Here is an 11,033-nt window from a genome sequence, read left to right on the forward strand (position 1 = left end):
GGGTCAGGGCGCCTGCGAGGCGACCACCACCGCGTCCGGTGGGGTGTCCGGCACGGTACGCGCGGCGAGCCGCCGGATCGCGGTGTTGAGCACGGCGATCAGCGGCACCGCGACGAGCGCGCCGGCGATGCCGGCGAGCACCACGCCGGCGGCGATGCCGATGATCACGGCGAGCGGGTGGATGGCCACCGCCCGCCCCATGATCAAAGGCTGGAGCACGTGCCCCTCGACCTGCTGCACGCCGACCACCGCGCCGAGGATGACCAGGGCGATTCCCGGGCCGCTGTCGACGAGCGCCACGAGTACGGCCACCACGCCGGACAGGAACGCGCCGACGATCGGGATGAACGCACCCAGGAAGACCAACGCGGCAAGCGGGAACGCGAACGGGATGTCGAAGATGACCAGGAAGATGCCGATGCCCACGGCGTCGATGAAGGCGACGAGCACGGTGGCGCGGACGTATGCGCCGAGCGTCGCCCAGGACGCGCGGCCGGCGTCGTCGACCTTCCAGCGCGCGGCCACCGGCAGCAGCCGGACCAGGAACCGCCAGATTTTGTTGCCGTCGCGGAGGAAGAAGAACGTCGCGAACAGCACCAGCACGGTGCCGGTGAGCACCTCGGCGAGCGTGGCGGCGGTGCTGAGCGCGCCGCTTGTGAACCGCTCGGTGTTGCCGTTGATCCAGTTCTGCGCCTCGTCGATGTAGCGGGTGAGCTGACTGTCGGACAGGTGCAGTGGACCGGTCTTCAGCCAGTCCTGGATCTGCCGGACGCCCTCGGAGGACTTCTGGCTCAGCTCCGGCACACCCTGGATGAACTCGTTCACCACGAGCGTCAACGTGCCGACCACCGCGGCCAAGCCGCCGACAAGCACCACGCCGGTCGCCAGCGAACGGGGGAACCGGGCCTTCAGCAGCCAGCCGACCGCCGGGGCGAGCAACGCCGACAGCAGCAGCGCGACGGTCAACGGGATGATCACGATGCTGATCGTGCCGACGATCCTGAGCAGGGCCCAGGTGACGATCCCGATCACGATCAACCGCCAGCACCAGGCGGCGGCGATCCGCAGCGCGTGCGGCACCTCGGTGTCGTCGCGGCTGACGGTCGAGTTGTGCATCGCGGCCGGCGGCTCGGCGCCCACCACGGTCGCGGCCGGCGACGCCGCCGGACCCGGCGAGGACGGCGACGCCACACCCGCATCCCCCGGCATCGGGTCCGGATCGGCCCCGCGGGCCCGGGCCGCACGACCCGACTCGTACGCGCGGCGGAGCCGTCCGCGCATCCGCTCGAAGCGGCTCAAGCGCACCTCCCGCACAATTGGTCCACCCACGTCACAGGGCAGACAGGATACGTCGGACCGCCCCACCGTAGGGGCGTCCCGCCACACATTGCCCCGCCGTCCCGCCCGGCAACCACGGCGGGGCCGCCCGTGGGGCACGCGGTAGCGTCTTCGCGTGACCGCCGACCAGAGTCTCGACGCCGGGCTGCCCATCCGCCTGCTGCACGATCGCGTGCTGGTGCGTACCGAGGGCGGTGAGGGGGAACGCCGCTCCACCGCCGGCATCGTCATCCCGGCGACCGCGGCGGTCGGCAAGCGGCTGGCCTGGGCCACCGCGGTCGGCGTCGGGCCGCACGTGCGCTCGATCGTCGCCGGGGACCGGGTGCTGTTCGACCCGGACGACCGCTCCGAGGTCGAGCTGCACGGCCGGGCGTACGTGCTGCTGCGCGAGCGCGACGTGCACGCGGTGGCGGCGGAGCGGGTGGAGACCACCGCGACCGGCTCCACCGGGCTCTACCTCTAGCGCCCGACTGTTTGCGGCGCGTCCCGGCGGGAAGCCCAGGCACCTCAGCGTGCCCTGGGGAGGGACCATGATCGTCGTCAAGCGGATTCTCGCCTGGGGATTGCTCGCATTCCTGATCTTCTTCATGGCCTTCCGGCCGGACGGCGCGGCGCAGTTGTTCCGGGGCATCGGCGCCGCGCTGATGGCCATCGCCCAGGGGCTCAGCGACTTCCTCAGCGGCCTGATGGCCTGACCTCAGCGGTGCGGGTGCCACGGGTGCGGGCCGTAGACCGCGGGCGGCGGCGGGGCCAGCACCACCGGGATCGGCACCACCGGCTCGTCCGGCGCCTCGACCGCACGCCGGGATCCGTCCGGGAACCGCAGGTGGTAGCGCTGCCCGTCCCAGACCCCGACCGGCGCCTGCGGGTCGCGACCCACGAAGAACGACCGGTACGCGGCGATCGCGTCCAGCAGCTCCCGTTCCTCCCGTGCCGTCCGGTCCCGCTCGGCGGGCTTGCGGTCCAGGCCCCGGCGCATCCCGTCGCGCAGCAACGCCAACCGGGTCGCGGCGAACTGGTAGCCGCGCATCGCCTTCACCCCGCCGTCGCCGGCCACCCGCCGGGCCCAGGCACGGGCCGCGTGCCGCCGGCCCAGGCTGCCCAGCGCCGCCACCTCGGGCGGGGTGAGCCAGCCGGCCCGCACGTAGTCGGGCAGCGTGCGCTCGGTGAGCCGCCCCTCCCACGCCCGCAGCCACACCGCCAGGCCGACCATGCCGAAGAAGATCGGCACCATCACGCCGATGTAGCCGTAGAGCGCGATCACCGGCTGCCCGGTGAGCTGCGCCAGTGAGGGCAGCAGGTTCCACGTGCCGTGCAGCATCATCGCCAGCAGCAGGCCGGCGAGCGGCGCGAGGATCCGCACCCGCCGGTCGGCGGTACGCGCGGCGACGCCGAGCCCGACGCCCGTCATCGAGGTGAACAGCGGGTGGGCGAACCCGAACAGCAGGATCCGCACGATGAAGATCGCGATCACCTGCTGCGCCCCGGTCGCCGGCCCGTATTCCTCGACTCCCGTGCGGTAGCCGTATCCGCCCAGGTAGAGGATGTTCTCGACCATGGCGAAACCGACCGCGGAGAGCCCGCAGTAGACCAGTCCGTCGGTGACCCCGGAGAACTCGCGTCGCCGGAAGATCAGCAGCAGGATCGGGCCGGCCGCCTTGGTCAGCTCCTCGATGAACGGCGCGACGAGCACGGCGGTCAGCGCGGCGGGCAGCCCCCAGTCGTCGAACAGCTTCGCGCCGGTCTCGTTGACCAGCAGCGAGATGGCGGTGGAGACGAACGCGCCCCAGGCGAAGCAGAAAACCAGGTATTTCAGCGGCTCGGGTTCGTAGCGGTCGAGCCAGAGGAAGCAGGACACCAGCACCGGCACCGGCAGGATCGCCGCGACCACGCCGACCAGCAGCGCCTGGGCGCCCAGGCTCTCGCCGAGCGTGAAGACCATGAACAGCGCGCCGGCCGCGATCAGGAGCACCACCCCGGCCAGCACCAGGAAGCGCCGCCAGCCGAGCCGGCGCAGGGGCATCCGCGGCGTCGGCGCCCCGGGCGGCGGGGCGGCGGGCGCGGACGGCGGCGGCAGAGCTCCGCCGGGCGGGGTGACGGCCATGCGGTCAGCGTAGCCACCCACGCCCCGCTGGTCCGGCCGCATCACGACCGCTATGCTCCCGAACAGGTCACGAGCGCCAGCGTCAAGCCCCGGCTTGCTGGCCGGCAACCCTCGTCGAGGTTCGCGGTGGGGTGCCCCGGGTGATGACCGGGCCCAGCGCCACCACGCGTGCTGGGCAAGCGCGGACCCCGCCGGCGACACCCCGGGGTCCCCTGTGACCCGGGAGGCTCCGCCATGACCGTCACCCTCATGCCCGCACTGCCCACGCTGCCCGCGCCCGTCCGGCCGGACCCGCTCGGCGTGCTCGGCGTACCCGGGGAAATCAACCTGGACCACGCCGCCAGCGCGCCGTGCGCGCGGGCCGCGGCCGACGCGGTGGCCGAGCTGCTGCCCTGGTACGCGAGCGTGCACCGCGGCGCGGGCGCGCTGTCCCGGCGTTGCACTCTGGCCTACGAGCGGGCCCGGCAGACGGTGGCGGACTTCCTCGGCGCGCGACCCGACGATCACGTGATCTTCACCCGGAACACCACCGACGCGGTGAACCTGCTGGCCCGGGCGCTGCCCGCCGGCACCACAGTGGTCACGTTCGCCGGTGAGCACCACGCCAACCTGCTGCCCTGGCCGCGCGGCTCGGTGCGGCTGCCGGTGCCGGCGAGCCCGGCCGACGCGGTCCGATACCTCGACGCGGCGCTGAGCGAGCTGGCCCGCGACGCCCGGCCCGGCCTGCCGGTGCTGGTCGCGGTGACCGGCGCCAGCAACGTGACGGGCGAGTGCTGGCCGGTGGCCGAGCTGGCCCGGGTGGCCCACCGGCACGGCGCCCGCATCCTGGTCGACGCCGCGCAGCTCGCCCCGCACGCCCCGGTCGACGTGACCGCGCTGGACGTGGACTACGTGGCGCTCTCCGGCCACAAGCTGTACGCCCCGTTCGGCGCGGGGGTACTGGCCGGGCGGGCGGACTGGTTGGACGCCGCCCCGCCGTACCTGCCCGGCGGGGGCGCCACCAGTCACGTCGGCGCGGCCACCCACGAGGTCCGCTGGACGACCGGCCCGGCCCGGCACGAGGGCGGCACCCCGAACCTGCTCGGCGCGGTCGCGCTGGCGGCGGTGTGCGCGGCGTTCGCGGCGGCGGACCGGGACGCGCTGCACGCCCGGGAACAGGCGCTGCTGGCCCGGTTGCGCTCCGGCCTGGCCGCGCTGCCGGGCGTGGTGGAGCTGCGCACGTTCGGCCCGGAGGCGCCCCGGGTGGGCATCGTCAGCTTCGTGGTCGCCGGTCGGGACTCCGCGGAGGTGGCCGCCCACCTGGCGACCCGGCACCGGATCGGTGTGCGGGACGGCCTGTTCTGCGCCCACCCCCTGGCCCGCCGTCTGCTGACCGAGGCGGCAGCCCGCACCCCCGGGGCCGCCCTGCCCCCCACCGCCCTACGCGCCAGCGTGGGCCTGGGCACCACCACCCACGAGATCGACTCCCTCCTGACCGCCCTGTCCACCCTCCCCTGACCGCTCCCCTCCCCAACGTCGGGAGGGGGACACAGTCAGCCGGGGGGTGGGGCGGTGGGAGCCGGGGTGGGGGTGGCGGGGCTCTGGTTGTTGACGCCGAAGGACTGGCGGACCAGGCGGTTCGCCTCCTCCTGATCGACGCCGGAGGCCACCATCAGGTCGCTTGCGGCGGTACGCACCTGGGCGATCACCACGCTGCCGGAGAAGCCCACCCCCTGGGTGTACGCCCGACCGGCCTCGCTCACCGCACGCAGCGCGTGCTCCCGCGCCCGCTGCGGTTCCTCCCCCATGGCGAACTCGTGCCGGAGCAGGCGTACCGACTCGGCGAGGTGCGCGACGGCGTCCGGCATCGGCTCCGGGATCGGCTCCTCGTCCTCGATCATGGTCACCGAGCGGCGGATCAGCGTGCCGCTGTTGCGCATCGCCCGGTCGATCGGCTCGGCCGCCTCCGCGTAGTGGGTCAGCTCGCTGCGCCGGTGCCAGCGGGCCGGTGAGATGGTGATGGTCTCCTTGGCGCCCTCGATCGCCTCGCTGAGCGCGGCCAACTCCTCCTTGTTCTCCCGGAGCCGGAACAACGCCCGCTGGGCGGTGTCCCGGTCCCGGTTGCGCAGCGCCTGGGCGCACATGTCGAGCTGCTCGGCGAGCAGGTCCAGCGCCGGCCGGGCCGCCCGGTTGATCACCCGGAGCGGGTTCAGCGGGAGCAGGACGGCGGTGACCACGAGCGCGACGGTGCCGCCGATGAGGGCGTCGATGAAGCGCGGGAACTCCAGGTTGTCGGTGGACGGGGTGAGCGTCACGATCAGCACCGCCGTGGCCGCCGCCTGGATCACGATGGCCACGCTTCCGCCGGCGAAGATGGTCAGCAGGATCGCGGAGGTCACCACCAGCGCGAGCTGCCAGGCGCCGGTACCGAGGAAGTAGATCAACACGTCGCCGACGAGCACGCCGACCGCCACCCCGATGATCAGCTCGACGGTACGCCGGAACCGTTGGCCCACCGAGGCGGCCAGCGTGCCCACCGCGGAGATGGGTGCGAACACCGGTTGCGGATTGCCCAGCAACCGGTGCGCCACCAGGTACGCCAAGCCGGCCGCGAGCCCGGCCTGCAACGCCAGGCCGAACGCGGTCCGGACGCGGTGCATCCGGTCGTGCAGGGTGGCCCTGCTCCTGCTCCGCAGTTCGTCCATCGCGGCGGCGATCCGTGGCCCGTCGAGGTCACCGCCCCCGTCGCGCGACGTCACACGCCGCAGGAACGGCAGTCGTCGGTCCCGGGCCATGGCGGGTACTACCCGTCCCACCCCCGGTGAATCCTCGCTCCGACGGGCAGACTGCACCGGATGGACGAGTTGACGGCGCGGTGGCGGGAGACGGCACGGGCGGCCGGGGCCACCGACCCGGCCGACGTGGATCGGGCCGGGGCGCGGCTGCTGGCCGGCTGGCGGGAGCCGCACCGGCACCACCACACGGTGGCGCACCTGCGGGCGGTGCTCGACGTGGTCGACGCGTACGCCGATCAGGCCCGCCACCCCGACCAGGTCCGGCTGGCGGCGTGGGGTCACGACGCGGTCTACGACCCGCGCGCGGGCGACGACGCCAACGAGCGGGCCAGCGCCGACCTGGCCGGCGCGTTGCTCACCGCCGCCGGGGTCCCGGCCGCGACGGTGGCCGGGGTACGCCGCCTGGTGCTGCTCACCGCCGGCCACCAGGTCGGGCCGGACGACCCGGACGGCGCCCTGCTCTGCGACGCCGACCTGGCGGTGCTGGCCGCCGCGCCGGCCGACTACGACAGGTACGCCGCGGCGATCCGCCGCGAGTACGCCCACGTGCCGGAGCCGGACTTCCGGGCCGGCCGGGCCGACGTGCTGCGACGCCTGCTCGCCCTGCCGGCGCTCTACCGCCTACCCGAGACGCACGCCCGTTGGGAGGCGCCCGCCCGCGCCAACCTGCGCCGGGAGCTGACCGCGCTGTCCTGAGACACGGTGCTTCGGGCGGCGCAGGCCCCCGGCGTGCAGCAGCCGGACGATCTCCCGGGAGGGAACCACTGTCGCGCCCAGCCAGACCGCCGCCCGGAACCGCTCGGCGGGCAGGTCGTAGTGGTCCCGGTCGAAGCCGCGCCGGGGCGCGCCGAGCATCTCCGCGAAGGCATGCAGCTCGGCGTAGGAGACGTCGCTGATCAGATGCGACCAGAGCCGGCCGCGCCAGGGCACCGCGGGCGGGTCCAGGTAGAGCACGGCGCAACGGTACGCCGGTAGCCTTCCCGGCATGGTCGCCCATCCCCTCCTCGACGAACTACGGGCCGCGCTCGGCGGGCCCGCCGTGCTCACCGATCCGGACCTGCTGGCCGTCCACGAGCGGGACGAGGCCGACCTCTGCGCCTCGGGCACCCCGCTTGTGGTGGTCCGCCCCCGCGACACCGGGCAGGTGGTGGCGGCGGTGCGCGCGGCCGGCCGGCACGGCGTACCAGTGGTGCCGCAGGGCGCGCGGACCGGGCTGGCCGGCGCGGCGAACGCGGTGGCCGGCGCGATGGTGCTGAGCACCGTGGCGATGGACCGGATCCGCGAGGTCGACCCGGTCGGTCGGATCGCCGTGGTGCAGCCAGGCGTGGTCAACGCGACGCTGGCCGGAGCCTTGCGGGAGCACGGGTTGTGGTATCCGCCGGACCCCGGCTCGTGGGAGTCGTCCACGGTCGGCGGCAACGTGGCCACCAACGCCGGCGGCATGTGCTGCGTGAAGTACGGCGTCACCGGCGAGTACGTGCTCGGCCTGGAGGTGGTGCTCGCCTCCGGTGAGGTGCTGCGCACCGGCCGGCGTACCGCCAAGGGCGTCGCCGGGTACGACCTGACCCGGCTCTTCGTCGGCTCGGAGGGCACGCTCGGCGTGATCACCGAGGTGACCGTGGCGCTGCGCCCGGCGCCCGAGGCGTCGCTGACCCTGGTGGCGGTCTTCCCGACCACGGCGGCGGCCGGCGGCGCGGTGGCCGGGATCGCCGAGCGGGGGCTCACCCCGAGCCTGCTGGAGCTGCTGGACCGGACCCACCTGCGGGCCATCGAGGCGTACCGGCCGATGGGGTTGCGCACCGACGCGGAGGCGCTGCTGCTGGCGGCGGTGGACACCGGCGACCGGGCGGCCGGCGACCTGGACCGGATCGCCGAGGTGTGCCGCGCGGCCGGCGCCGACGAGGTCTACGTGGCCACCGACGCGACCGAGGCCGCCGCCCTGCTCCAGGCCCGCCGGCTGGCCCACCCGGCGATGGAACGGTTCGCCGCGGTCGCCGCCCCGGGCGGCAACGGCGGCCTGGTCATCGACGACGTGGCGGTGCCGCGCGGCCGGCTGGCCGAGCTGCTGGACGGGGTGGCCCGGATCGCCGCGGAGTGCGACGTGCCGATCGGCGTGGTCGGGCACGCCGGCGACGGCAACATGCACCCCAACATCGTGGTCGACCGGGCCGACCCGGCGAGCGTGGACCGGGGCCGGCGGGCCTTCGACGAGATCATGCGGCTCGGCCTGGAGCTGGGCGGCACGTGCACCGGGGAACACGGCGTCGGGCTGCTCAAGCGGGACTGGCTGGCCCGGGAGATCGGCCCGGTGGGTGTCCGGGTGCACCAGGCGATCAAGGCGGCGCTGGACCCGGCCGGGCTGCTCAACCCCGGCAAGGTGGTCTGACTCAGCCCTTGTCGTCCGCCGGCGTGGCCTGGGTGAGCAGCAGCAGCACCTGGTACGCCACCGGCGGCTCCGGCTCGCCGGGACAGTCCTGGATGGTGATGGTCAGCCCTGGCGGGATGAGCAGCGTCGAGGTCAGCGCGCCGATGCAGAGCTGCCGGTAACGCCGGACCTCGTCGGTCTCCCCGGCCAGCGCCGGGTCGTCGAGCATCTTCTGCAACCGGGACGTCTGCTCGGGGTTCAACGCGCCTGTCGCGTCGACTCCGTCGCCGGCGCAGTCGCGGCACTGCCACCGCCCGGTCGGCTCCACGTCGAGCGTGCGGACCGGGCCGTCACCGCCGAGCCGCTGCACCAGGCTGACACGCCTACCGACCGGTGTCGGTGTGGCCGAACCCTGCTGATCGGGGTAGCTGGCGCTCCCCGACCGGTCGAAAAGCGAGCAGCCGGTCAGGACGGTCACCAGCAGCACGCCGACGGACAGGGCGGAGACGCGCGTCCAGGATGGGCGAACCACGCGGGAAACCTACACTTCCGTAGGTAGGGCGCACTACCCTACTGACCAGTCGGTGCGGCTCCAGTTTGCTCAGCGGGGTGAGCTGCCCGGTCGGCGGCGAAGCCGCGCACGTCGGGCGCGCCGAGGCGCGCCGCGTCGGCCGCGATGTCGTCCGGCATGAGCTGCGACTCCCGCTCGGCCTCCACCCGCGCGCGGTAGTGGGCCACCTCCCGGGCCCGGGTCGCGGCGTCCCAGCCGAGCACCGCGCCCATCAGCTCCGCGGCGTGCTCCGCCGACTCCAGGCCGCGGTGGCTGGTCTCGATGGAGATCCGGGTACGCCGGGTGAGCACGTCCTCGACGTGCAACGCGCCTTCGGCCCGGGCCGCGTACGTCACCTCCGCGGCGAGGTATTCCGGCGCGCCGGCCAGCGGCGAGCCGAGCAGCGGGTCCGCGTCGACCAGGGCGAGCACGTCGAGGGTGAGGCTGCCGTAGCGCTCCAGCAGGTGCTCGACCACTCCGACCGGCACCCCGTGCCGGCGGGCCAGGTCGGCCCGGTCCCGCCACATCGCGGCGTAGCCGTCCGCGCCGAGCAGCGGCAGGTCGGCGGTGCGCGACGGGCGCGTCCGGCCGAGGCGGTGCACCGCGTGGTCGACCACGTCGGAGGCCATCACCCGGTACGTCGTGTACTTCCCGCCGGCCACCAGCAGCAGGCCGAGCATCGGCTCGACCACGGCGTGCTCCCGGGAGAGCTTGGAGGTGGAGTCCGCCTCGCCGGAGAGCAGCGGGCGCAGCCCGGCGTAGACGCCCTCGATGTCGGCGGTGGTGAGCGGCCGGTCCAGCACGAGGTTGACCTGCTCCAGCAGGTAGTCGATGTCGCGCGCGGTGGCGGCCGGGTGGGAACGGTCGAGCTGCCAGTCGGTGTCCGTGGTGCCGATGATCCAGTGGCCGCCCCACGGGATGACGAAGAGCACGCTCGTCGGGGTGCGCAGGATCAGCCCGGTCTCGCCGACGATCGCCGACCGGGGGACCACGAGGTGCACGCCCTTCGAGGCCCGCACCCGCAGGCCGGGGCGCAGCCCGACGTCGTTGAGCATCCGCGACATGTCGTCGCTCCACACCCCGGTCGCGGCGATCACGGTACGCGCGCGTACCTCGAACTCGGCATCCGGCGAGCCGGCCGGCGCCTCCAGGTCGCGCACCCGCACGCCGGTCACCTCGCGGGCCTGGCGGATCAGACCGACCGCCCGGGCGCTGTTGACCACTGTCGCGCCGAGGCTGGCCGCCGTGCGGGCCAGCGTCACCACCAGGCGTGCGTCGTCGACCTGGCCGTCGTAGTAGCGGATCGCCCCGGCCAGCGCGTCCGGCCGCAGGCTGGGGAAGATCCGGCGCGCGCCCTCGCGGGTCAGGTGCCGGTGCATCGGCATGCCGCGCCCGCCGCCGAACACCCCGGCGAACGCGTCGTACGCGGCCACGCCGAGGCCGTAGTAGGAGCGGCGGAGGACACGTCGGGGCAGGTCGCGGACGCCGCCGGAGGTGGGCAGCGGCACCAGGATCGGCACCGGGCGGACCAGGTGCGGTGCGAGCCGGGTGGCGAGCAGGCCGCGTTCGGTGAGCGCCTCGTGGACCAGGTGGAACTCCAACTGCTCCAGGTAGCGCAGGCCACCGTGGATCAGCTTGCTGGATCGGCTGGAGGTGCCGGCGGCGTAGTCGCGCGCCTCCACCAGGGCGACCTTCAGCCCCCGGGACGCGGCATCGAGCGCGGCGCCCGCCCCGGTCACCCCACCGCCGATGATCAGCACGTCGAACCGCTCGGCGCGCAGCCGGCGCAGGTCGTCGGCGCGGCGCTCGGCGGAGAGCTGGCCGGCCACGGATCGGGAGACGTTGGGGTCACGCACCCGTCCACGGTAGCCGTCCCCCCGCCATGACGACACGTCCCGGCCG

The 11,033-nt window shown here is 74.4% G+C and carries 11 protein-coding genes and 1 riboswitch; of the genes, 5 read left to right on the forward strand and 6 right to left on the reverse strand.

Annotated features, from left to right (window positions below; genetic code table 11):
- Positions 1-3 precede the first annotated feature (3 nt).
- Positions 4-1,299: an AI-2E family transporter gene (locus O7613_RS22895; RefSeq protein ID WP_282289915.1), complete on the reverse strand. Its 1,296-nt coding sequence runs from the start codon at positions 1,297-1,299 to the stop codon at positions 4-6.
- A 154-nt stretch (positions 1,300-1,453) separates the two neighbouring features.
- Between O7613_RS22895 and O7613_RS22900 the strand changes: the two genes are divergently transcribed.
- Together O7613_RS22900 and O7613_RS22905 are read left to right on the forward strand one after the other, a co-directional pair.
- Positions 1,454-1,801, forward strand: a complete 348-nt coding sequence (locus O7613_RS22900) for a co-chaperone GroES (protein ID WP_281586408.1) — start codon at positions 1,454-1,456, stop codon at positions 1,799-1,801.
- 67 nt (positions 1,802-1,868) lie between these two features.
- A complete protein-coding gene (locus O7613_RS22905; protein WP_281586407.1) occupies positions 1,869-2,033 on the forward strand; it encodes a hypothetical protein in 165 nt (54 codons plus the stop codon).
- A gap of 2 nt (positions 2,034-2,035) precedes the next feature.
- Here the strand turns inward: O7613_RS22905 and O7613_RS22910 are convergent, their stop codons facing one another.
- Positions 2,036-3,487, reverse strand: coding sequence for a PrsW family intramembrane metalloprotease (locus O7613_RS22910; protein WP_282289916.1), 1,452 nt, complete (start codon positions 3,485-3,487; stop codon positions 2,036-2,038).
- Positions 3,488-3,507: 20 nt separating this feature from the next.
- Positions 3,508-3,630: riboswitch (SAM riboswitch) on the forward strand.
- Between the two features lie 46 nt (positions 3,631-3,676).
- Here O7613_RS22910 and O7613_RS22915 point away from each other — a divergent pair.
- Positions 3,677-4,939 (forward strand): aminotransferase class V-fold PLP-dependent enzyme, encoded by a 1,263-nt coding sequence (locus O7613_RS22915; RefSeq protein ID WP_282289917.1) that lies wholly within the window; start codon positions 3,677-3,679, stop codon positions 4,937-4,939.
- A gap of 35 nt (positions 4,940-4,974) precedes the next feature.
- Here the strand turns inward: O7613_RS22915 and O7613_RS22920 are convergent, their stop codons facing one another.
- On the reverse strand, positions 4,975-6,216 hold the full coding sequence (locus O7613_RS22920) for an FUSC family protein (protein WP_282294597.1): 1,242 nt from the start codon (positions 6,214-6,216) through the stop codon (positions 4,975-4,977).
- 60 nt (positions 6,217-6,276) lie between these two features.
- On the opposite strand from O7613_RS22920, the gene O7613_RS22925 reads away from it, so the two are divergent.
- Complete coding sequence (locus O7613_RS22925) at positions 6,277-6,912, forward strand: metal-dependent phosphohydrolase (protein ID WP_282289919.1); 636 nt, start codon at positions 6,277-6,279, stop codon at positions 6,910-6,912.
- Here the strand turns inward: O7613_RS22925 and O7613_RS22930 are convergent.
- Complete coding sequence (locus O7613_RS22930) at positions 6,838-7,170, reverse strand: DUF4031 domain-containing protein (protein ID WP_281586403.1); 333 nt, start codon at positions 7,168-7,170, stop codon at positions 6,838-6,840. The two genes, O7613_RS22925 and O7613_RS22930, sit on opposite strands and share 75 nt — an antisense overlap.
- A gap of 31 nt (positions 7,171-7,201) precedes the next feature.
- Between O7613_RS22930 and O7613_RS22935 the strand changes: the two genes are divergently transcribed.
- Positions 7,202-8,602, forward strand: coding sequence for an FAD-linked oxidase C-terminal domain-containing protein (locus O7613_RS22935; RefSeq protein ID WP_281586402.1), 1,401 nt, complete (start codon positions 7,202-7,204; stop codon positions 8,600-8,602).
- A 1-nt stretch (position 8,603) separates the two neighbouring features.
- On the opposite strand, the gene O7613_RS22940 is transcribed toward O7613_RS22935, so the two are convergent.
- Together O7613_RS22940 and O7613_RS22945 are read right to left on the reverse strand one after the other, a co-directional pair.
- The gene (locus O7613_RS22940) at positions 8,604-9,113 is read right to left on the reverse strand and encodes a hypothetical protein (protein ID WP_282289921.1); all 510 of its coding nucleotides are present in this window, start codon (positions 9,111-9,113) and stop codon (positions 8,604-8,606) included.
- Between the two features lie 38 nt (positions 9,114-9,151).
- Positions 9,152-10,987, reverse strand: coding sequence for a glycerol-3-phosphate dehydrogenase/oxidase (locus O7613_RS22945; protein ID WP_281586400.1), 1,836 nt, complete (start codon positions 10,985-10,987; stop codon positions 9,152-9,154).
- Between the last annotated feature and the right edge of the window lie 46 nt (positions 10,988-11,033).

Source organism: Micromonospora sp. WMMD975 (assembly GCF_029581215.1).
Taxonomy (GTDB): domain Bacteria; phylum Actinomycetota; class Actinomycetes; order Mycobacteriales; family Micromonosporaceae; genus Micromonospora.